Below are 20,736 nucleotides of genomic sequence, written 5' to 3' on the forward strand. Positions count from 1 at the left end.
GTGTCCTGGCTCACACAATAAACGAATCACATTCGTTTTAGGAGTCCCATGATCACGCTCACTGCGAGCGCCCCCGACTCGCTGTCGCGCAGCACCGCATCACAGCGACCGCCTCTGCGGGTGGGGTTGGTGCAGCACCGCTGGCGGCCTGACGCCGCAGAACTCACCAAGGTGTTGCGCGACGGCATCGACCGCGCCGCCGGTGCCGGCGCCACCGCGGTGTTCCTGCCCGAGATCACGCTGCTGCGCTACCCGGCCGACACCCCGGCCGGGCCCAACCCGGGGGATGGGGCCGAGGAGCTGACCGACGGCCCGACCTTTGCACTCGCGGCCGAGGCGGCGCAGGCCAACGGGATCTTCGTGCACGCCTCGCTGTATGAGAAGGCTCCCGCGGCCGACGGCCTGGGCTACAACACCGCGATCCTGGTGTCGCCGTCGGGCGAGCTGGTCGGGCGTACCCGCAAGATGCACATCCCGATCTCGGCGGGGTACTACGAGGACACCTACTTTCGACCGGGCCCGGCTTCCGCGGACGACGATCCGTACCCGGTGTATGACCCCGAGGGGCTGGGCGCACGGGTCGGCCTGCCCACCTGCTGGGACGAATGGTTCCCCGAAGTGGCCCGCAACTATTCGCTCGGTGGCGCCGAGATCGTGGTCTATCCGACCGCGATCGGATCGGAGCCGGTCTTCCCCGCGTTCGACACCCAGCCCTTGTGGCAGCAGGTGATCGTGGCCAACGGCATCAGCAGCGGCTTGTTCATGGTGGTGCCCAACCGAACCGGGGACGAGGGCACCGTCTCGTTCTACGGCTCGTCGTTCATCTCGGACCCCTACGGTCGCGTGCTGGTGCAGGCGCCGCGCGACGAGGAGGCCGTGCTGGTCGCCGATCTCGACCTGGACCAGCGGCGTGACTGGCTGGAGCTGTTCCCGTTCCTGGTCACCCGGCGCCCTGACAGCTACGGCCGGCTGACCGCTCCGGTCGACCCTGCCCACCCGTACGGCGATGGCCATGCGGCCACGCCGGTCGTGAAATAGGAACGGTTGGTGACCTCATACCTGATGCCCGCCGAGGGCGCACCGCAGGATCGGGTGTGGATGGCCTTTCCTTCGGATGGCTATTCGCTCGGGGACACCGAGCAGGCGCGCCATGAGGCCCGGTCCACCTGGGCCGCCGTGGCTCATGCCGTGGGGCAGTTCGAACCGGTCACGATGCTCGTCGACCCCGCCGAGCTCGCGGTCGCGAAACGCTATGTGTCTCAAGACATCGAGCTCATCGAGGCGCCGTTGAACGATGCCTGGATGCGGGATATCGGGCCCACGTTCGTGCACGCCGACGACGGGTCGGTGGCTGCCGTCGACTGGACGTTCAACGGTTGGGGCGCCCAGGACTGGGCACGTTGGGACCGCGACGCCAAGATCGGGGCGATGGTGGGCGAACTCGCGGGCGTCACCGTCGTGCCGTCCGCGCTCGTCAACGAGGGCGGAGGTATCCAGACCGACGGGCACGGCACGGTGCTGGTCACCGAGACCGTGCAACTCGACCCGCACCGAAATTCCGGCGCCACCAAGGCCGGTGTGGAGACCGAACTGGCGCGGACCATCGGAGCGACCGACGTGGTGTGGCTGCCGTACGGACTGACCCGAGACAGCCAGCGCTACGGCACGCGCGGTCACGTCGACATCGTCGCGGCCCTCACCGCTCCGGGGCGTCTGCTCCTGCATACCCAGCGCGACGAATCACATCCGGACAGCATGGTGTGCAAAGGGATTCGATCGGCCGTCGAAGACAGGTTCGACATCGTCGAGATGCCCGCGCCGGCCACTCTCACCGATGCCGACGGTTACGTCGACTACAGCTACATCAACCACCTGGTTGTCAACGGCGGCGTGATCGCCTGCGCATTCGATGATCCGCACGACGCGGAGGCGCGGGCGATCCTGGCCGAGCAGTATCCCGGCCGCGAGGTCGTGGCCGTCGACGCCCGCCCACTCTTCGAGCGTGGCGGTGGAATCCATTGCATCACCCAACAACAACCATCCCCGATCCAGAGGGAGGCCGTCGCATGACCGCCCGCAATGCGCCGCCCGAGCTCGGTGCGAGCTCCACCTTGTTCCACGGCGGCGTGATCTGGACGCCCGGCCACACCACCGACGCACTGCTCGTTGCCGACGGTGTGGTGCGCGCAGTCGGCGCCGACGCACTGGCGGCCACGGCCGACCGGACGGTGGACCTCGAAGGTGGATTCCTGATGCCTTCGTTCGGTGACGGTCACGCCCACCCGCTGTTCGGCGGTCTGGAATCGGCAGGACCTGCGGTGCGGCCATGTGAGTCGATCGACCAGATCGTAGCGGCGGTCAAAGAATTCGCAGATTCGAACCCCGATCAGGAGTGGATCGTCGGGGCATCGTATGACGGCAGTCTCGCTCCCGGCGGACTGTTCGACGCGCGCTGGCTCGACGCCGCGGTCCCGGACCGGCCAGTGGTGTTGCGTGCCTGGGACTATCACACCCTGTGGGTCAACTCGGTCGCACTGCAGCGGGCCGGCATCACCGCCGACACCCCGGAGCCGGCCCTCGGGGAGATCCCGCGTCGCGAGGACGGCACCCCGCTGGGCACGCTGCGGGAATGGGGCGCCACGGACCTGATCACCGCGGTCATGCCGCCCCGTGACGAAGCGGTGCGGATCGCCGCATTGGGCACGGCCGCCGACTACTACCTGGCCCATGGCGTGACGTGGGTTCAGGATGCCTGGGTCGAACCGGCCGAACTCGATGCCTACCTCGCGGCGGCCCGAGACGGCGCCCTGCGGATGCGCTTCAACTTGGCGTTCTACGCCGATCCGCGTCACTTCGACACGCAGGTAACGCAATACGCCGCGGCCAGAGACCGGGTTGTGGCGATGGGTTCGCCGCTGCTGACCGCGCAGACCGTGAAATTCTTCGCCGACGGGGTGGTGGAGAACGAGACCGGCGCCCTGCTCGAGCCCTACTGTTCGGGCCTGCACTCCCACGGTATGCAGTTGTGGGAAGGCGATGCTCTGGCGGAGGCGGCCAGGAAAGTCGACGAGCTGGGCCTGCAGATCCATATCCACGCCATCGGCGATGCCGCGGTCCGCCAGGCCCTGGACGCCATCGAATACGTTGCGCGGCACAATGGTCCACGCGACCGACGCCCGGTGATCGCGCACGCTCAGCTCGTGGACGACGCCGACCTCGGGCGATTCTCCGAACTCGGAGTGATCCCGAACATGCAGCCGTTGTGGGCGCAGATGGATGCCCTGATGACGGTGCTCACGATCCCGCGACTGGGGGCCCAGCGTGCGGATCGGCAGTACCGGATGCGGACCCTGGAGAATTCCGGTGCGGCATTGGCGTTCGGATCGGATTGGCCGGTCTCTTCGGGTGCGCCGTTGGACGGCATCGCGGTGGCGGTGTCGCGGTGCACCTCCGACGGTGAGCCGGCCGGGGGGTGGACACCCGAAGAGGTGCTCCCGATCGAGCCCGCCCTGGCCTCCTACACCGGAGCCGTGGCGTATCAGGCCTTTGCCGAAGCTGATTGGGGCCACATCGCGCCAGGGGCGAGTGCCGATCTCGTCTGGCTGGACCGTGATCCGAGGTATATCCCCCCGTCGGAACTGTCACAGGTGCAAGTGCGCGCCACCTATCTCCAAGGCACACAGGTCTATTCGGCCGCAGAATGAGAGGAAATGTCATGGCCGATTTGGCTGAGGCCACCGAGGGGCGGTTGCGCCGCGCGCTCGGGCTGCCGTCGTTGGTGCTGTTCGGTCTGGTCTACATGGTGCCGCTCACGGTCTTCACCACCTATGGCATCGTCACCCAGACCACCGGCGGCAGGTTGTCCGTCGCATACCTGGTCACTTTGGCCGCCATGGTGTTCACCGCGCGTTCCTACGCCAGGATGGCCGTCGCCTATCCAGTTGCGGGATCGGCATATACGTACACCCAGAAGTCGTTCGGCGCGCCGATCGGATTCCTCGCCGGCTGGTCACTGCTGCTGGATTACCTGTTCCTGCCGATGATCAACTACCTGGTGATCGGCATCTATCTCAACGCCGCGGTTCCGGCGATCCCCGGTTGGGTGTTCGTCGTGCTGTCCATCGCGGGGGTGACGGTGCTCAACATTGTCGGCATCGTGTCGGTGGCGCGGGCGAATCTCGTCATCATCGCGATACAGGCGATCTTCATCGTGACTTTCTTGGTGTTGGCCTGTTCCAAGGTGTTCAGCCTGGGCGCGGTGGACCTGATGGCCCCCTTCCATGGTGACGGCGGCGCAACGGGATTCAGTCCGGTGCTGGCCGGCGCGGCCATCCTGTGCCTGTCGTTCCTGGGGTTCGACGCGGTGTCCACGCTGTCGGAGGAAGCCAAGGATCCCAAGCGGTCCGTTCCGCGGGCGATCATGATCGCCACCGTGGTGGCCGGGGTGATCTTCGTCGTGCTGTCCTATCTCGGGCAGCTGGTGTTCCCCTCCAACCAGTTCACCGATGTCGAGTCCGGATCGCTGGATCTGATGCTGACAGCGGGCGGCCAGTTCCTTCAGACCTTCTTCACCGCGGCGTATGTCGCCGGTGCGCTCGGATCCGCGATCGCGTCGCAGGCGTCGGTGGCCCGGATCCTGTATGCCATGGGGCGCGACGGGATCCTGCCGCGCTCGTTCTTCGGTCACGTCTCGCCGCGGTTCGCCACTCCGGTGTACGCGATCCTGGCGGTGTCAGTCGTGTCGCTGCTGGCCACCGTGATCAGCCTGACCACCCTGGCCTCGGTGATCAGTTTCGGTGCACTGGTGGCGTTTTCGGTGGTGAACCTGTCGGTGATCAAGCACTATTTCGTCGACCGGCAGGAGCGCGACGGTGCCAGGGTGATCAGCAATCTCGTGCTGCCGATGATCGGCTTCCTGCTGACCGTGTGGCTGTGGACCAGCTTGTCGGGGCTGACGTTGGTGATCGGGTTGACTTGGCTGGCAGTGGGATTCGTGTGGCTGGCCGGAGTTACTCGTGGCTTCCAGTGGCCGACGCCGGTACTGGACTTGAAGGAGTAACTGACCGCCTGTGAATGCCTGCCGAGTGGCCACTTGTGACACGCGATTACGCGAAAGGCGTGCGACAAGTGGCCATTCGATCCACTGCTCCGTCAGGCGACGCTGATGGTCACGTCGATGTTGCCGCGGGTGGCCTTCGAGTACGGGCAGACCTGGTGCGCGTCATCGGCGATGGCCTGGGCGGTCTCCCGATCGACACCGGGGATGGTGACGTTCAGCCGTGCCCGCAGTGAGAATGCCCCGTCGGTGTTGAGCAGGTCTACCTCGGCATCCACGGCGGTCTCGGCGGGCAGCTTCACGTCGTGCTTGCCCGCGGTCAGGCCCATGGCGCTCAGGAAGCAGGCCGACCAGCCCGCCGCGAACAACTGCTCGGGGTTGGTGCCGGAGCCGTTGCCTCCGGGCGGGGTGAGCTGGATGTCGAGGTTGCCGTCGGAGCTGTAGGCCTCACCCTGACGCCCGCCGGTGGTGTGGGTCTGGGCGGTGTACAGCACGTTGTCGGTCTGGCTGGTGGTCACGGCGTTCTCCTTCGGGTGGATGATCGGCTCCAATTGGACGCGTTAGAGATGAACGCGGGGTGGTCATGTATTTCATCCCGTCCGACTAAATCGGATCCGATATAATTTGGACCATGGCGCCCGAGGCTCCGCAACTCTCCGATTTCCTGTGCTTTGCCGTCTACTCGGCCAACCTCGCGTACGGCAAGGCCTACAAGCCGATCCTGGATCGGCACGGCATCACGTATACGCAGTACATCGCGCTCGTCGCGCTCTCGGAGCAGGATCACCAGACGGTCGGCGGCCTCGGGGAGAAGCTGTTCCTGGAGTCGAACACGCTGACGCCGATCCTCAAGCGGCTCGAAGCGCTGGGATACGTGACGCGGCAACGCGATCCCGACGACGAGCGTCAGGTGCGCGTGAGCCTCACCGACGCCGGCCGCGCGCTCCGGGCGCAGACCCTGGAGATGGACCTCTTGGCCGCGACGGGGCTGTCGCTGGACGAACTCAAGACGATGCAGCGCGGCGTGTCCACGCTGCGGGACAACCTGCGCAACTACTCGCGATCCGACGTTGATCCTGCGGCCACGGCGTGAACGTTCGAGTGGCCGGCGCCCTCCACGCAGGGTGGACGTCGACAGTCCTCCGGGATGACCAGGACCGGGGTGGTGGAGTGCGCGACGACGGCGCCGGCCACGCTGCCTTCCAGGTGGCCCAGCAGTCCGCTGCGCCGGTGTGGGCCGACAACGATCAGGCTGGCATTGAGTTCCTGAGCCGTCTCGACGATGCCTTTCCAGATCGGCGCCGCTTCGACCGTCACGCTGCGGGCGGAGAAACCCGCCCTGGTGGCCAGCGATGCGCCGTGAGCAGCCGTCTGCTCGGCGGCCCGTCGTACCTCGGTCGCCTGGTCGGCGTCGAAATGCGTCGTCTCGACCGGCGTGAATCCGACATCCACCGGCTGCCAGACACAGACCACCACGGCGTCGCGACCGACCGGCAGTTCGGCCGCGGCGCGTTCGATGGCGCCGGCGGCGCGTTGTGATCCGTCATAGGCGAACAGCACCGGTCCGGTCGCAGCAACAGGCATCGCTCCCGCCTCGGATGCCGTCACCCGCCGGTCACGGCTTGATGCGGGGATCGGGGCGGGCAGGCCGGGCCGGAGCCGCGCCAGCAGCGGCGGCGAGTACCAGGCCGGCGATTCACCGTCGAGGAACTGGTCGAGGTCGGGTGTCTGGGGCCGGGCGCCGCTGAGCGCATAGACGGCCACTCCGAAGACAGCGCCACCGACGGCCAGTCCGAATCCGATCCACAGGGCGTCGCCGGCGCCCGCGGTGAGACCGCCGGCCGCTCTGGCCGCGAAATGGGCGAAGATCGGCGCCACCATGAAGGCGGCCACGGCCCGCAACAACTCGATGATCGCGAACACGCGCTGAAGGCTGTTGGACTGCAGCGAGAATCCGGCGACGAACAGTGCAGGGGCCACCGTGGCGCCCAGCGCCAGCCCGGTCAGCGCCGAGGCGAGCAGGGCCAGCGGTTGATTGGCCGGGATGGCGAGCCGAAACAGCAAGATCCCGGCGGCGAGCAGGCCCATGCCGACGAGCGGAAGGTAGTGCATCGACCGTTTCGAGATGACCGAACCGAACACGAACGCCATCACGATCGCGCCGCCGAGTTCCGGCAGGTACAGCAGCCCCACCTGTACCGGGCTGTAGGTCTCCATGAAGACCTGGGCTGTCAGCGCGGTCGCCGCCACCGACGCGGCCGCCGCGAACAGCGCGACTCCGACGCCGGCCACGGGAATCGCACTGGTCAGCATGGTGCGCACGGTCAGCAACGGCCGGCGGGACCGGAACTGATACACGATGAGCAGCACGATCAGGGCCAGGCCGCCGAGCATCGGCACGATCGCCACCGGGTCGGTGAATTCATGGCTGGTCAGTTGTGCGGCACCGATGAAAGCGGCGGCGCAGCCGACCGACGCCAACCCGATGGCCCGCAGGTCACGCGGTGCGTCGAGGTCGGCAGGTGGAGCGTCCTCGAAGGTCAGGGCCGCCATGACAAGGGCTCCGACGGCGATCGCGGCAATGATCCAGAACAGTGGCCGCCACGCGAGAGCTTCGGCCTGCGCACCACCGATGAACGGGCCGAGCGCGACGGCCCCGAACACGCACATGTTCATGATCACCGCGGTGTGCCGCAGCTTGTCCCTGGGGAAGCCGATCGTCAGCGGCGGGGCAGCGGCGATCAGCAGCATGCTGGTGGCCAGACCCTGCAGGATGTGACCGCCGATGAACATCGCCCCGTTGACCGCCGACGCGGCGATCACCGACCCCAGGACCAGGACGACTGCATAGGCCAACAGCATCCTGCGCTGGGGCAGGTGCTGGGCGAACTGCACGGCGAGGACCGTGCCCACCGCATAGGCGGCATTGCCCAGGCCGAAGCCGAGGCTCATGGTCTGCGCCGACAGGTTCAGCTGCTCGGAGATGATCGGTACCAGCGGATCGACCGCGGCAGACAACGCCAGGTAGGGGATCAACGCCAGGGTGACCATGGCGGCCACCGCGGGGTACCGGCCGGCGAGCGGACCTTGACGCATCAGCGCCGCCCAGTGCGGGCTGTTGGCAGTGCCTGGCGCTGCGGCGCCGCGTTCGGACAGTCAACTAACGAGTTCGATTGGCGCACGTGTCCGTTTAACTGTCGACACCGCAGTTGTTATTCCGTTGTCGGCGAGTTAATTCCGGATTGTGAAGCGTCTCACGTAAATTTGCATAGAACAACGATGTGTTGTAAAAAAGGCCGGTTGCGCTGAGGGGGAAGGCTCATGAAGTTCACAGCGAATTGACAGTGAAATCGATCAAAGCGCCGTGACTTTGCGTCAAAAGCCGTGTCTACCAGTGCAACTGAATGTCGGTTACGGCTTGAGCTGCACCTTCAAGTCCTCGCCCGAGCGGGAGAACGCTTTGGCGTAACCGTCGGCGGCCTCGTCCAGCGACATCGTGGTGGTAAAGATCCCGTCGACGTCGAGACGACCGGCCTGCAGCAGCGGAATCAGTTCCGGCCAGGTCTGCTGGACCGGCGCGGTGGTGAACCGGATCGTCAGGCTGCGCAGCAGGCAGCCCAGTGCGGGCATCGGATAGGGCTGCAAATCGTGCACGCCGACGACGGACACCGTGCCACCGGCCCGAGCGGCGTCGATGGCGTCGTTGATCGAGGCGTCCATGCCCACCGCGTCGATGACGGAGTCCACGCCGAGGCCACCGGTGGCTTCCCGGATCGCCTGCGCCGAGGGCGGGGCGAAGGTGATGGCTCCCGAGGCTTCCGCTCGTTCGCGCCGGGCCTCCACCGGGTCGACAGCGAAAACCTTTGCCGCACCGAGGGTGATGGCGCTGCGCAGGGCGCACATGCCGACCGCGCCCAGGCCGATGACCGCGACGGAACCGCCGACCGGAATGTCGGCGCGTTTGGCCGCTGCCCAGCCGGTGGCCAGGTTGTCGGTGAGCAGCAGGGCCTGCTCGGTGCTGATGCCCTCCGGCATCTTCAGAAGCTGGAAGTTCGCCGCCGGTACCGCGAGCAGTTCGGCCTGAGCGCCACCGAGGAATCCGGTGCCGAAGATCTGGGGACCCTGCAGGCAACGGATCGGGTCGTGGGTCGCGCAGCCACTGCAGTGCCCGCAGCCGGCCACCGAGGACACCAGCACCTGGTCGCCGACGGCGAATCTGGTGACCTCCGGACCGATTTCGACGATCGTGCCGACGGCCTCATGTCCGACCGACACCGGATCGGCGATCGGGTAGTGGCCCTCCAGGAAGTGCAGGTCCGATCCGCAGATTGACGCGGCCTCGACCCTGACGACGGCCCCGTCGGGACCGGGCAGGACCGGGTCAGGCCGGGTCTCGACGCTGACCTTTCCGGAACTGTCGACGACGACTGCGCGCATGCTCACGCCTCCTGCACTGTGAAGTCTGACCAGACGGGTTCGTTGATGGCGGACCGGTATTCGCTCAACCGCCACGGGCTGACGGTGTGGATCTCGCCGTCGGCATTCTTGAAATACGAGTGCTTGATGGAGGGCTGCGCCCACACGGTCTGCCGGATCGCTTCCTGCGAACGCCGGTGCCATTCCTTGGTCGGCTCGGGCAGAGGCTCCATGGTCCGCAGGCCCTCGGTGATCAGGTGCTCCAGGCACTGATTGATGTAGCGCATCTGGAGTTCGGAGTTCAGGATGAGGCTGCCGCCGTGGGCCAGGTGGGTTCCCGGGCCGTAGGTCATGAAGAAGTTCGGGAATCCCGGCACCGTGATGCCCCGGTAGGCGTACGGACGCTGTCCCCAGGCATCATGCAGGTCGATGTCGTCACGCCCGGTGACCTTCATCGGGAACAGCACGTCGGTGGCCCGAAAACCGGTGGCGTACACGATGATATCGACGTCGTACGTCTCGCCGTCGGTCGTGACGACCCCGCTCGGGGTGATGCGTTCGATCGGGGTGCGGATCAGGTCCACGTTGTCGCGTTTGAGGGCGCCCAGCCAGCTGCCATTGTCCTGCAGCGTGCGCTTACCGGTGGCCGGGTAGTCGGGCAGCACCTTGGCTAGCAGCCCTGCGTCGTCACCGACCTGGGTGGTGATCCAGTCGGTGAACATGATGCGGGCGATGGCGTTGATCTCGCTGACCGCATTGCCGTGGTCGTCGTAGTCGGGATCCACCCGGGCGGCGTCCAGGCCCTTGTCGGCTCCGGGCCACAACAGCAGGAAGCGATACCAGCGGCCGTAGTACGGCAGGTGTTCCATGGCCCAGCGGACACCGTCGGCGACGGACTCGTGGTACATCGGGTTGGGGAACATCCACTGCGCGGTGCGCTGGAAGACCGTGAGGTGGGCGACCTTGTCGGCGATGGCGGGGGCGATCTGGAACCCGCTGGCGCCGGCGCCGATCAGCGCGACCCGCTTGCCGGTGACGTCGACATCGTGGTTCCACGCCGCCGAGTGAAAGGCCGGTCCCGCAAAGGTTTCCGCGCCGGGGAACTCGGGGATCTGCGGCCGGTTGAGCTGACCGACGGCGGTGATGACGGCGTTGGCCCTTAGTGTCTCGGTGCCGGCGGCCGAGCGCACCGTGACGTTCCACATCCCGCCGTCCCATTCCGCGGACACCACTTCGGTGTTCCATCGGATGTTCGGCTCGAGGTCGTGGCGGTCCACCACGTCGCGGAAGTACTGGCGCAGTTCGTGCTGTTCGGCGAAGAAGTGATCCCAGTGGTTGCTGGGTTCGAAGCTGTAACAGTAGAAGTGGTTGGCCACGTCTACCCGGGCGCCGGGATAGCTGTTCTCCCACCAGGTTCCGCCCGGTCCGGCGTTCTTCTCCACGATGGTGAAATCGATACCGGCCTGCTTGAGGCGTACCCCGGCCAGCACCCCGGACTCGCCGCAGCCGATCACGATGACGCTGAAGTCTTGCGTGCCCTGCAGTGGTGTGGGCCGCCGTGGGTCGACCCCTTCGAGGTCGAGCTCCTCGAGCATCAGCGGCAGGTTGTCCTCGTCGACCGGTTCACAGGCCGCCCAGTCCAGCATCTCCCGCACCAGTTCGGCGGGCAGCGGGTCGGGCACTGGGCAGCCGCGATCGCGGTAGTCGGCGATCACCGGTAGCGCCACCTCACGGGCCCGCGCTTTGTCCTCTTCGCTCATGAAGCCCTGGACCTCGTTGAGGAACAGGCCGGCCTGTTTGAACTCGCGGATGTACCGCGGGTCGCCGGTGATGTGCACGAGCGAGAGCAGCAGCGTCGGGATGCTGACCTGCTCCAATGCCGCCGCGATGTCGGCATCGGGGGTGGTGAACGGCTGGCCGACATGGAAACTCCGGGTCACGCGGCGTTACGCTACTGCCCGTAGCGTTATGTGACAAGGGGTGGTTGAGGCGCGCACCCGTTGCGACAACCGGCGGTGCAGGCCGACAGCAGCGCGTAGCTACTCGGTCAGGCGGCTGGGCGCGGCTTGCCGCCATGAGTCGAGCAGAATGTCGCGGAGTTCCTGCGAATCCTCCAGTTCAGCCAACCGGACCCGTACCCACGCTGATGCGGCCTCGTGTTGGGGCACCCAGAACTTCTGCGGTTCGGCGGCAATCAATTCCTCGCGGTCAAATCGGGGGCAGCGCACGGCAAATGAGGTTTCGTCGTCGGGCACCGTAACGAACATCTTGCCCGCCACGTCGAAGGTCGGATGGCCCCAGCGCTCTTTCTCGGCGGTCTCTGGGAAAGAGAGCGCGATGCTGCGCACATCGTCAGCGTCGAGCACGGGTATCGGCCTCCGATCGAGCGGGGGGTATGCCGCTCAGGCAGCCTACCGAGGTGCTCCATCGCGCAACTGCGCTCTGTTGCTGGTCGGTGATTTGAAACCCGCAGTGCGGCTGCTGTCCCTAGCCGTCGACCCACTCCTCATAGAACGGCGGCATCTCGGAGGCCCGCCCGGTGAACTCTGGAGTGCGCTTGTCGAGGAAGGCTCGCACGCCGTCGTGGCCGTCGCCGATGCTCGTGTAGAACATGGCCAGTGAGTCGATCCGGTGTGCGTCGACGGGGTGCGGCTCGGCGGAGTTGCGGTAGAGCATCTGCCGCATGAGGGCGACCGAGACCGGGGAGCGGTCACGGGTCCACGCGTCGGCGAGCGCCCGGGCTTCGGTGATCAAGGCGTCCGGTTCGTGGACGGCCTGGGCCAGTCCGATCTCGCGGGCCGTCTCTGCGGTGAGGATGTCAGAGCGGTAGACCAGGTCCAAAGCCGCTGGCATGCCGACGATTCGGGGGAGGAACCAGGTGGAACAGGCTTCCGGTGTGATTCCGAGCTTTCCGAAGACCAGCCCGAAGCGGGCCTTCGTCGACATGAGCCGGGCATCCATGGCCAGCGTCATCGTCGCGCCGATTCCGACCGCGGCCCCGTTGATGGCAGCGATGACGGGCTTGCGGCAGGCGTAGATCGCCAGGGTGACTCGACCGCCGGTGTCGCGGACCCGGCGCAGTTCGGGATCGTCGAGGTCGGCCATGTCGGCCAGTGTTGGTGACTTCGACTCGTCGAGGCCGAACACGTTGCCTTCGCTCGACAGGTCCATGCCGGCACAGAATGCCCGGCCTTCGCCCGTCACGATGACGGCGCGCACGGTGTCATCGTCGTTGACCGTCACAAAGGTGCGTTCCAACTCTTCGGCCATCTCGACGGTGAAGGCATTGAGGTTGTCGGGGCGGTCGAGGACGACGGTGAGGATGCCGTCGTCGAGCTCGTGCCGAATCGTTGTGTACTCCACAGGTGCTCCTTCGCGGGTGAGTTGGTACTCAGCTTGCCCAAGGGGGATTCTGGCGGCAACGGAGGAAACGGCAGTCACCCGCAGGCGAGCGGTCCCGGTGCGTGTCGTGGTGGTCGCAGATCGAGTGTGCGTCGGCTCGCCGTGACCAGTTGGCCGTAGAGCTCACCGTCGTCGAGACCGGCGAATTCCACCCCGACGGCCGCCGAGATGCCGGCCATGACGATGGCCGCGCGGACCTGGCCGGCCACGCCAGGCTCCGCACCGGCGAGCAGATCGGCTTGTCGTTTCACGATCGCGCGCCATTGCGGTTGCCCTCGGAGGAGTTCGGTGACCCCGGGGTCGCCGGTGAGGATAGGAAACAGGTCGCGGTGCGACACCGCGAGGGAAATGTAGCCGGTGAGCATCGATTCGGCTTGGGCACGGCTCCCGCGCTGGGTTTCGGCGGTTTCCACGAGTGCGGCAAGCTCGTTGACGACGGGCTCCATGATGGCGGTCAGCAGCTCATCGCGAGTGCGGAAATGGTGGTAGATCGCCGATTTCGTCAGACCTAGCTCGTCGGAGATCATCTGCAGCGAGGTGCCGGCGACGCTGTGCCGCCGGAACAGTTCGATGGCGGCCTCGATCAACTTCTGCCGGGTCGTGCCGCCGGCGCCGGACGCGGAACCGCTCACCGCACCGACCTAAATGTAGCTTTCCTAACAAAATCGCCCTGCCTGACCATTCGTACAGTATATGCCTGTACGATTGGTCAGGAACCAGCTGTACGTTTGGTCAGTATTTCTGCGCCAAGCTGGTCAGCTTGCCTCAGCCCAGTCGAGGAGAACACCATGCCGTTGAACACCGCACCGCAGCAGACTTCGTCCACCGATACGTCCCCGCTCCAGGGCGTCGATTTCTTCCACGACGCCGCGTTGGTCGCGGATCCCTACCCGATCCTTGAGCGCATGCGGACGGCCAGTCCCGTGCTCCGCGAGCCGTCGCAGAACGTGGTGATCGTCACCGGCTACGACGAAGCGTTGGCGGTCGTGAGCGACCACGACTCCTTCTCGTCGTGCAATACCGTCACCGGCCCGACCCCTGGGTTCCCGGTGACGCTGGAGGGGCGCGATGAGGCGGAAGTCCGGGCGCTGATCGAGGCTCACCGTGACGAACTGCCGTTCAGTGACCAACTCCCGTCGTTCGACCCGCCAAAACACACCGCGCACCGCTCGCTGCTGAGCCGCCTGATCACCCCCAAACGCCTGAAGGAAAACGAGGCGTTCATGTGGCGCCTTGCCGATCAGGTGCTGCAGCCGTACGTCGCCGGCGGTGGAGGCGAGTTCCTCGGCGCTGTCGCCAATCCCTTCGCGCTGTTGGTCATTGCGGATCTCCTCGGTGTTCCCGAGGCGGACCGTCCCGAGCTCACCGAACGGCTGACCGGGGACAACTCGCTGGGCAGTACGGACGACACGGTGATGACGCACGCGCCGCTGGAATTCCTCTACCACCGTTTCGCCGACTACATCTCGGAGCGGCGCCGCGAACCTCGCGGTGACGTCATGACCGAGATGGCGCACGCGACGTTCCCGGATGGGTCGACCCCGGAGGTCATGGATGTGGTGCGGGTGGCGGCCAATCTCTTCTCGGCCGGTCAGGAGACCACGGTCCGACTGCTGTCCTCGGCATTGAAGATCCTGGCCGAGAATCCCGAACTCCAAGAGCAGCTGCGCCGTACCCCCGACCAGGTCCCGAACTTCGTCGAAGAGGCGCTGCGCTTCGAGAGCCCGATCCGCGGGGATTTCCGGCTCGCCCGTGCCACCACGACCGTCGGCGGTGTAGAGATCCCCGCAGGCACTGTGGTGATGGTGCACTACGGTGCAGCCAACCGAGATCCGCGCCAGTTCGACAACCCTGACGTCTTCGACCTCGACCGGCACAACGCCCGCCGGCACATCGCCTTCGGCCGCGGTGTCCACAGCTGCGTCGGCGCACCACTGGCCCGGGCCGAGGCAAAAGTGGTGATCCAGCGGCTGCTGGAAAGCACCGGTGCGATCGAGATCGACGAGGCCCGGCACGGCGCCGCCCACGCGCGACGCTACGACTATGTGCCGACCTACATCCTGCGAGGTCTCACCGATCTGCACCTCAACCTGACCCCGGCCGCGGACACGACAAAGGCGTCCCGATGAAAGTCGTCGTCGATGACGATCTGTGCCGCGGACACGGCGTGTGCGCGGCCCTGTGTCCGCAGGTGTTCACGCTGACCGACGGCGGCTACGCCGAGGCCATCGACACCGACATCCCTCCCGAGCTCGAAGGCGCCGTCGCCGAAGCGGTCGACGGCTGCCCGGAGCGGGCCATCCGTATCTAGCTCATTAGTCAAGGAAAGAGTAATCATGTCAACAGATTTCGAGCGTCCCGGCCGCACCGTGTTCGATCTGACCGGCAAGGTGGTTGTCGTCGTGGGCGGCGGGCAGATGCCCGGTCCCAAGATCGGCAACGGCCGCGCCACCGCCATCGTGGCCGCGCGCCACGGCGCCGAGGTGGTGGTCGTCGACCGCAATCTCGCTGCCGCACAGGAGACGGTGAACATGATCACCGCAGAGAAGGGCAAGGCGTACGCGGTCCAGGCCGACGTCGCCGAAAAGGACGACTGCCAGCGCATCTTCGACACCGCGATGCAGAACAGCGGCCGCGTGGACGGGATGGTCTACAGCGTGGCGATCAATCCGCCCTTCGACCGGGTGAACAACTCGATGAGCGCCGACGACTTCAACCATGGCATCAACGTGAACATGCTGGGCTGCTACTACTGCAATCTCTTTGCCGCACAATGCATGGAGAAGAACGAGGGCGGTTCAACCGGCAGCATCATCAATATCTCGTCCATCGCCAGCATCAAGAACGAAGTCGGACTCAACATCGGGATCATGCCCTACGCGCTGGGCAAGTGCGGGTTGAACTACATCACGGAACTGACCGCCGCACAGTTCGCCGCCGCAGGCATCCGCGCCAACACGCTGATGCTCGGCCCGATCGACTCGACGCTGGGCAACACCGATTCCCAGTCGCTGTTCGGGTTCGAGCCCGATGAGGTCGACGAAGCCTACGCCGAAGTGGTGAAGCTGAAGATGGGCCGGGCCAGTGCCTGGGAGACCGGTTATACGGCGCTGTATCTGCTGGCCGACGAGTCCCGGTTCATGACCGGACAGCAGATCCGGTTGGACGGCGGTGCCACTCTCGTGCGCTGAGACTTGATGCCGCCGGTTTCAGGACTTTGGGTGCGCGGTCGGGGTCTGAGTCGACTCCCACTTGGACTCCAAGGACCGCGTGACCGGTGTTCCGGCGGCCACCTCCCGCTGGAACATCTCGCCGTCGTCCACCTCGAAGGTGACCAAGAAGCCCGATTCGGTCGGTTCCTTGTGGACCACCTTGCAGGCCGGTTCACCGCCACCGAGAGTGATGATGTCACCGGGGGCGACGTCGTCGATGCGGTTGCCGGTGTTGGGTTCAGACATGCTTTGTTGGTAGCCATTTTGAGCTGTCGTCAAACGGTGCCCCCGTCGTCGCCGGCGGTAACTCACCGCACGACGCCGGCGCAGTCTAGGTTCATGGGGTGGACTTTGACGAGTACCGGGCACACGACGCCACATCTCTGGCGAAATTGGTTGCTGAAAAGCAGGTTTCGGCGGCTGAGCTGCTCGCGACCGCTCAGCAGCGCGCGGCGGCGGTCAACCCGAAGATCAACGCGATCGTGCGCGACGTTCCGGCAGCGCCGACGGACGATCTGACCGGGCCTTTCGCCGGGGTGCCCTTTCTGATCAAGGATCTTGCGCAGGACTACGCGGGCTTGCCCACCTCGGCCGGTTCACGTGCGCTGATGTCGCTGAACGTCCCCGAGCACGCCACTGTCGTCCAGCGCTGGATCGACGCGGGCCTGGTCATCTTCGGCAAGACCAACACACCGGAGTTCGGCGCGAAGGGAATCACCGAGCCCGACGCGTGGGGGCCGGCCCGCAATCCGTGGGATCTGACAAGGTCGCCGGGCGGTAGTTCGGGAGGGTCGGCAGCGGCCGTTGCCGCCGGCATCGTGCCCTGCGCCGGTGCCAACGACGGCGGCGGATCGATCCGCATTCCGGCGGCCAGCTGTGGTCTCGTCGGGCTGAAACCGGGCCGCGGGCTCACACCGTCGGGTCCGGTAGTCGGAGAATCCATGCACGGCGCGGCAGTTCAAGGCGTCGTATCACGGACGGTGCGCGACACCGCGACGATGCTCGATGTCCTCAGCGGCGGGGAAGCCTTCGGGCCGTACGTGCCGAGTCTGCCGGCCGAGTCGTTCACATCCTGCGTGGGGGCGGATCCCGGGAAACTGCGTATCGGGCTTCGGGTGCCCACGGCGATCAATCCCGCGCCACACCGCGAGGCGTTCGCAGCCGTCGAGGCAACTGCTGCCGCGCTCACCGAGCTTGGCCACCATGTCGAGGAACTTCCTCAAGCGCCCTTCGACGACGCCGCGCTTGCCCGCGACTTCCTGCTGACCTGGTTCGTCTACAGCGCGTGGGAGCTCGCCGAGGCCAAACGGCTGACCGGCGCGGGCGACGACGCGTTTGAACGTGACACGCTCATCATGGCGGCGATCGGCCGCGCCACGAGCAGCGTCGACTATCTGGATGCGGTGCAGCGTCGCCAGGAACACACTCTGCGGCTGAGCACGTTCTTCGAGTCGTACGACCTGCTGTTGACGCCCTCCCTGGCAACCCTGCCGCCGCGGATCGGTGAGTTCGATCTGCCGGTCGTGCTGCAACATGCGGCGGACGCATTGATCAAGACACGTACCGCAAGCCTGTTGCGCTACACCAAGATCGTCGATGACATGGTGGACAAGAACCTCGGCTGGGTGCCCTACACGCAACTGGCGAACATCACCGGCCGCCCGGCGATCTCGTTGCCCCTGCACTGGACCGCGGAAGGTCTGCCGCTCGGTGTCCAGTTCGTCGCACCGCTTGCCGGTGAATCGCTGCTGCTCAGGTTGGCGGCTCAGCTCGAGCAGGCAATGCCCTGGGCCGGTCGCCTCGCGCCGATCTGAGCTGCGACGCTACGGATGTAGGTTCCACTGGCCGACATCTTGGGCCAGCGCATCGTTGACGTCGACTTCGAGCCCGCCGACCACCGGTCCCGGATTCGACGCGGTACTCACCACCCGTTGGTACAGAACCGCGGCAGGGTGGACCTGCCCGCCAGACCAGGACCGGGTCTGCCACGCCCAGGCACGGCCGGGGGTGGTCGATCTGCCGACGACACCATCGCCAATTGCCCACTGGCACGGTCGGATTCCCCCGTAGATGCCGGTGCGCTGCACACCGAGCACCGAGTTGATCCCGCGGAACCACTGCAGGGCGACGTTGTTCCAGGTGTTGCGGTCGATATCGTCGTCGACGCTGAAGAAGATCGGTGCACTCTGGCCGCCACCGGCCGCGGTGTGTAGTTGCCAGGCGGTGCGGGCGTCGGCCACGCCGCCGGCGTATCCCCGGGTGAAGTCCGATGGGGCGGTCCCGCCGGGCTTGCCGTACTGGTAGTTGCTGACGATCACCAATCCGGCGGCGGTCAGCTGCTTGGCGTAGGGCAGGGTGATCGGTTTGGCGCCCATGGATGAGCCCGGACGTGACGTCGAGACGTAGTTGATCACCCCGGAGTGGCCGGCGGCCCGGATGTGCTGCGCCGGAATCTGACGCATGGCGAAGTCGATCAGCGTGGGGGCGGCGGCCGACGCCGCAGGCGCACCGACGCTTGCCGCTGCCGCACCCAGCCCGGCCAGCGCCGACACGGTGGCGGCGTAGCGCAGCGCGTCACGCCGGGAAACCGGACCTGTTCGGCGCAGGTCGCTGCTCCCAGGCGAGTCCTGCATGCCGCGATGTTAACAAAGTGACTACTGTTAACAGTGTTGCCGCGCGGTCCGTGCTCCATTCGTGATCTTGAAGGACAACCTCACTCTGACGGGGCCGGCGTCACATCGCTGCCCGAGCCCTTGACCGAGGCCTTCGCGCGGTTTTCGGCCCGCACGGCCCGGCGTCCGCGCACGAAACCGGTTGCCGAGATCGCCGCCGACAGCAGAGCGTCCTCGCCCTTGACGAACGGGTGGAACCCGACACCGGCGCCGCCGCGGCCCTTGACCGGGATGTCGGCGACTTCGGTGACCTTCCAGCTCTTCTCGGACGTGGAAAGGATGGCCTCGCCGTTTTCGCAACTGATCGGCAGCGCGGCGATCACCTCGTCGCCGGCGTCATCGGCGACCAGCTTCACCCCGGCCACGCCGTTGCCGGCCACACCCTGCGGGTTCACCGCGGCCGGGTCGATGCGCAGGATCTTGCCACGCCGCGTCACCAGCGCCAGGTGATAGCCGGTCGGCATCACCCCGGAGCGCAGCAACCCGGTGATGTCCGGCGCCACCGGGATGTCGCGGATCTTGAACGGCAGGCCGTTGCCATTGGTGAACTTGACCCGGCCGTCGGTCCACACCGCCCATCCCAGACCCGAGGTGAGCAGTTCGCCGTGGCTGTCGGAGAACACGCCGCGGTCGTCGAGGCGCCAGGAGGTGTTGACCTTCCGCTCCCTGGGGCCGTCCTCGTCGGCAGACGACGCGGTCGGGGTGGCCTCGAGGTCCAGCACGGTGCGGCGGTCGAATTCGGGGCCCTTGAACAGTTTCGCGGTCTCCACCAGCTCCTTGTCGATCACCTTTCGGCGCGCATCGGGGTTGGAGACCAGTTCGGTCAGCTCGGCGAACTCGGCGTCCAGCTTGTCGGCTTCGGCCTGCAGCTCGATCACATCGAGCTTGGTCAACCGTCGAAGCTGCAGGGCCAGAACGTAATTGGCCTGCTCTTCGTCGATTTCGAATCGCTGCTGCAGTCCCTGCCGGGCGTCGTCGACGGTGTCGGAGCCTCGGATGACCGCGACGGCAGCATCGATGTCGAGGTGGATCTTCATCAAGCCTGCCACCAGGTGGCGACGCGCGGTGACCTTCTCCAACCGGTACTCGCTGCGGTGCAACACCACGGAGTCACGCAGATGCAGGAACGCGGAGATCAGCTCCCGCACCGACCACCAGCGCGGCACCCGGTCCTCGTCGAGGGCGACCAGGCTGGCGGCGAATGTCGACTCCAGCGGTGTCAGCGCCAGCAGCTGCTCGCGGATGGTCTCGGCGCTGTGGCCGCGTTTGGCGGTGACGACGATGCGCAGCCCGTTGCGACGGTCGGTCAGGTCCGACATGTCGGCCACGCCGGACAACTCGCCGGACTCGACCAGGGCTCGGATCCTGTCCTGCACAGTGTTACTGGCGACGCCGGGAGGGAGCTCGGTGACGATGACGTTCTTGCCGTCGACCGTCAGGGTGCCGCGGACGGTGAACATGCCGCGGCCGGTGGTGATGTACTCCCGCAGGCCGTTCGAGCCGACCACGGTGGACCCGCAGCCCCAGTCGGGTCCGGGGATGAGCTTCATCAACGTGTCATCGGTTGTGTTCGGTCGGGCCAGCAGAGCCCGGCAGGCGGCCATCACCTCACGCGGATTGTGCGCGGGCACCTTGGTGGCCCACCCTTCGGCGATGCCGACCGCGCCGTTGCAGAGCAGCACCGGCCACTGGGCCGGCAGCATCGTCGGCTCGGTCCACTCGCCGTCGAAGGTCTGCACCATGGGTACGGCGTGATCGTCGAGTTCGGCGGTCAGCGCGGCACCGGGAGCCGACAGCCGCATCTCGGTGTAGCGGTCCGCGGCGGGAATGTCGCCCTGGATGCGGGGGAATGCGCCTTGTCCGTCAATGACTTTCACGCGCTGGAACTCGGCGGCCATGAGCGCCGCGGCCCCGTACATCGATGCGCCACCGTGCGGGTGCAGGTTACCGGTGACCGCCGAGCAGATCTTCGAGGACT

At 66.4% G+C, this 20,736-nt stretch carries 19 protein-coding genes; 9 read left to right on the top strand and 10 right to left on the bottom strand.

Annotated features, from left to right (window positions below; all coding sequences use genetic code 11):
* Nucleotides 1–48 precede the first annotated feature (48 nt).
* The 4 genes from A5779_RS23040 to A5779_RS23055 are packed head-to-tail and all read left to right on the top strand — an operon-like array spanning nt 49 to nt 5,059.
* The gene (locus A5779_RS23040) at nt 49–1,038 is read left to right on the top strand and encodes a nitrilase-related carbon-nitrogen hydrolase (protein WP_064885944.1); all 990 of its coding nucleotides are present in this window, start codon (nt 49–51) and stop codon (nt 1,036–1,038) included.
* 24 nt (nt 1,039–1,062) lie between these two features.
* The gene (locus tag A5779_RS23045) at nt 1,063–2,070 is read left to right on the top strand and encodes an agmatine deiminase family protein (RefSeq protein WP_207549108.1); all 1,008 of its coding nucleotides are present in this window, start codon (nt 1,063–1,065) and stop codon (nt 2,068–2,070) included.
* Nucleotides 2,067–3,704: an amidohydrolase gene (locus A5779_RS23050; protein ID WP_064885948.1), complete on the top strand. Its 1,638-nt coding sequence runs from the start codon at nt 2,067–2,069 to the stop codon at nt 3,702–3,704. The genes A5779_RS23045 and A5779_RS23050 overlap by 4 nt, the downstream gene beginning before the upstream one ends.
* An 11-nt stretch (nt 3,705–3,715) precedes the next feature.
* Nucleotides 3,716–5,059, top strand: a complete 1,344-nt coding sequence (locus A5779_RS23055; RefSeq protein WP_064885950.1) for an APC family permease — start codon at nt 3,716–3,718, stop codon at nt 5,057–5,059.
* 92 nt (nt 5,060–5,151) lie between these two features.
* Here A5779_RS23055 and A5779_RS23060 read toward each other — a convergent pair whose 3' ends face one another.
* Nucleotides 5,152–5,574: an organic hydroperoxide resistance protein gene (locus tag A5779_RS23060; protein WP_064885984.1), complete on the bottom strand. Its 423-nt coding sequence runs from the start codon at nt 5,572–5,574 to the stop codon at nt 5,152–5,154.
* A 113-nt stretch (nt 5,575–5,687) separates the two neighbouring features.
* Here A5779_RS23060 and A5779_RS23065 point away from each other — a divergent pair, with 113 nt between their 5' ends.
* A complete protein-coding gene (locus A5779_RS23065) occupies nt 5,688–6,149 on the top strand; it encodes a MarR family winged helix-turn-helix transcriptional regulator (RefSeq protein WP_064885952.1) in 462 nt (153 codons plus the stop codon).
* Here A5779_RS23065 and A5779_RS23070 read toward each other — a convergent pair.
* From A5779_RS23070 to A5779_RS23095, 6 genes are all read right to left on the bottom strand, one after another.
* Complete coding sequence (locus A5779_RS23070) at nt 6,110–8,152, bottom strand: universal stress protein (protein ID WP_082941807.1); 2,043 nt, start codon at nt 8,150–8,152, stop codon at nt 6,110–6,112. The two genes, A5779_RS23065 and A5779_RS23070, sit on opposite strands and share 40 nt — an antisense overlap.
* 315 nt (nt 8,153–8,467) lie before the next feature.
* Nucleotides 8,468–9,493, bottom strand: coding sequence for an alcohol dehydrogenase catalytic domain-containing protein (locus A5779_RS23075; RefSeq protein ID WP_064885954.1), 1,026 nt, complete (start codon nt 9,491–9,493; stop codon nt 8,468–8,470).
* A gap of 2 nt (nt 9,494–9,495) precedes the next feature.
* A complete protein-coding gene (locus A5779_RS23080; protein ID WP_064885955.1) occupies nt 9,496–11,412 on the bottom strand; it encodes a flavin-containing monooxygenase in 1,917 nt (638 codons plus the stop codon).
* Nucleotides 11,413–11,511: 99 nt separating this feature from the next.
* Entirely contained in the window at nt 11,512–11,838 is a 327-nt protein-coding gene (locus A5779_RS23085; protein ID WP_064885957.1) for an MmcQ/YjbR family DNA-binding protein, read from the bottom strand.
* Between the two features lie 121 nt (nt 11,839–11,959).
* Complete coding sequence (locus tag A5779_RS23090) at nt 11,960–12,835, bottom strand: crotonase/enoyl-CoA hydratase family protein (protein ID WP_064885959.1); 876 nt, start codon at nt 12,833–12,835, stop codon at nt 11,960–11,962.
* Between the two features lie 74 nt (nt 12,836–12,909).
* Nucleotides 12,910–13,506 (bottom strand): TetR/AcrR family transcriptional regulator, encoded by a 597-nt coding sequence (locus A5779_RS23095; RefSeq protein ID WP_064885961.1) that lies wholly within the window; start codon nt 13,504–13,506, stop codon nt 12,910–12,912.
* A gap of 156 nt (nt 13,507–13,662) precedes the next feature.
* On the opposite strand from A5779_RS23095, the gene A5779_RS23100 reads away from it, so the two are divergent.
* From A5779_RS23100 to A5779_RS23110, 3 genes are read left to right on the top strand one after another with little or no spacing between them, the layout of a single operon-like run.
* Nucleotides 13,663–15,003 (top strand): cytochrome P450, encoded by a 1,341-nt coding sequence (locus A5779_RS23100; RefSeq protein WP_064885963.1) that lies wholly within the window; start codon nt 13,663–13,665, stop codon nt 15,001–15,003.
* The gene (locus tag A5779_RS23105) at nt 15,000–15,185 is read left to right on the top strand and encodes a ferredoxin (RefSeq protein WP_064885965.1); all 186 of its coding nucleotides are present in this window, start codon (nt 15,000–15,002) and stop codon (nt 15,183–15,185) included. Before A5779_RS23100 ends, A5779_RS23105 begins: the two co-directional genes overlap by 4 nt.
* A 25-nt stretch (nt 15,186–15,210) precedes the next feature.
* The gene (locus A5779_RS23110; protein ID WP_064885967.1) at nt 15,211–16,065 is read left to right on the top strand and encodes an SDR family NAD(P)-dependent oxidoreductase; all 855 of its coding nucleotides are present in this window, start codon (nt 15,211–15,213) and stop codon (nt 16,063–16,065) included.
* An 18-nt stretch (nt 16,066–16,083) separates the two neighbouring features.
* On the opposite strand, the gene A5779_RS23115 is transcribed toward A5779_RS23110, so the two are convergent.
* Nucleotides 16,084–16,332, bottom strand: a complete 249-nt coding sequence (locus tag A5779_RS23115) for a hypothetical protein (RefSeq protein ID WP_064885968.1) — start codon at nt 16,330–16,332, stop codon at nt 16,084–16,086.
* A 98-nt stretch (nt 16,333–16,430) separates the two neighbouring features.
* Between A5779_RS23115 and A5779_RS23120 the strand changes: the two genes are divergently transcribed.
* Nucleotides 16,431–17,900 carry an amidase gene (locus A5779_RS23120; protein WP_064885970.1) on the top strand — a complete coding sequence of 490 codons (1,470 nt, stop codon included), beginning with the start codon at nt 16,431–16,433 and terminating at the stop codon, nt 17,898–17,900.
* A 9-nt stretch (nt 17,901–17,909) separates the two neighbouring features.
* Here A5779_RS23120 and A5779_RS23125 read toward each other — a convergent pair whose 3' ends face one another.
* Nucleotides 17,910–18,719: a DUF1906 domain-containing protein gene (locus A5779_RS23125; RefSeq protein WP_064885974.1), complete on the bottom strand. Its 810-nt coding sequence runs from the start codon at nt 18,717–18,719 to the stop codon at nt 17,910–17,912.
* Nucleotides 18,720–18,799: 80 nt separating this feature from the next.
* Nucleotides 18,800–20,736, bottom strand: a 1,937-nt coding sequence (locus A5779_RS23130; RefSeq protein WP_064885976.1) for a DNA gyrase subunit A, incomplete at its 5' end; no start/stop codon positions are given.

Origin of the sequence: Mycolicibacterium peregrinum, from assembly GCF_001665625.1 — a bacterium.
Taxonomy (GTDB): Bacteria; Actinomycetota; Actinomycetes; order Mycobacteriales; family Mycobacteriaceae; genus Mycobacterium; species Mycobacterium peregrinum_B.

What these genes read in the sequence shown, in the direction of transcription:
- A5779_RS23115 (WP_064885968.1), bottom strand. Translation starts at nt 16,332, where the DNA reads ATGTCTGAACCCAACACCGGCAACCGCATCGACGACGTCGCCCCCGGT.
- A5779_RS23040 (WP_064885944.1), top strand. Translation starts at nt 49, where the DNA reads ATGATCACGCTCACTGCGAGCGCCCCCGACTCGCTGTCGCGCAGCACC.
- A5779_RS23105 (WP_064885965.1), top strand. Translation starts at nt 15,000, where the DNA reads ATGAAAGTCGTCGTCGATGACGATCTGTGCCGCGGACACGGCGTGTGC.
- A5779_RS23110 (WP_064885967.1), top strand. Translation starts at nt 15,211, where the DNA reads ATGTCAACAGATTTCGAGCGTCCCGGCCGCACCGTGTTCGATCTGACC.
- A5779_RS23055 (WP_064885950.1), top strand. Translation starts at nt 3,716, where the DNA reads ATGGCCGATTTGGCTGAGGCCACCGAGGGGCGGTTGCGCCGCGCGCTC.
- A5779_RS23050 (WP_064885948.1), top strand. Translation starts at nt 2,067, where the DNA reads ATGACCGCCCGCAATGCGCCGCCCGAGCTCGGTGCGAGCTCCACCTTG.
- A5779_RS23125 (WP_064885974.1), bottom strand. Translation starts at nt 18,719, where the DNA reads ATGCAGGACTCGCCTGGGAGCAGCGACCTGCGCCGAACAGGTCCGGTT.
- A5779_RS23100 (WP_064885963.1), top strand. Translation starts at nt 13,663, where the DNA reads ATGCCGTTGAACACCGCACCGCAGCAGACTTCGTCCACCGATACGTCC.
- A5779_RS23070 (WP_082941807.1), bottom strand. Translation starts at nt 8,152, where the DNA reads ATGCGTCAAGGTCCGCTCGCCGGCCGGTACCCCGCGGTGGCCGCCATG.
- A5779_RS23045 (WP_207549108.1), top strand. Translation starts at nt 1,063, where the DNA reads ATGCCCGCCGAGGGCGCACCGCAGGATCGGGTGTGGATGGCCTTTCCT.
- A5779_RS23065 (WP_064885952.1), top strand. Translation starts at nt 5,688, where the DNA reads ATGGCGCCCGAGGCTCCGCAACTCTCCGATTTCCTGTGCTTTGCCGTC.
- A5779_RS23075 (WP_064885954.1), bottom strand. Translation starts at nt 9,493, where the DNA reads ATGCGCGCAGTCGTCGTCGACAGTTCCGGAAAGGTCAGCGTCGAGACC.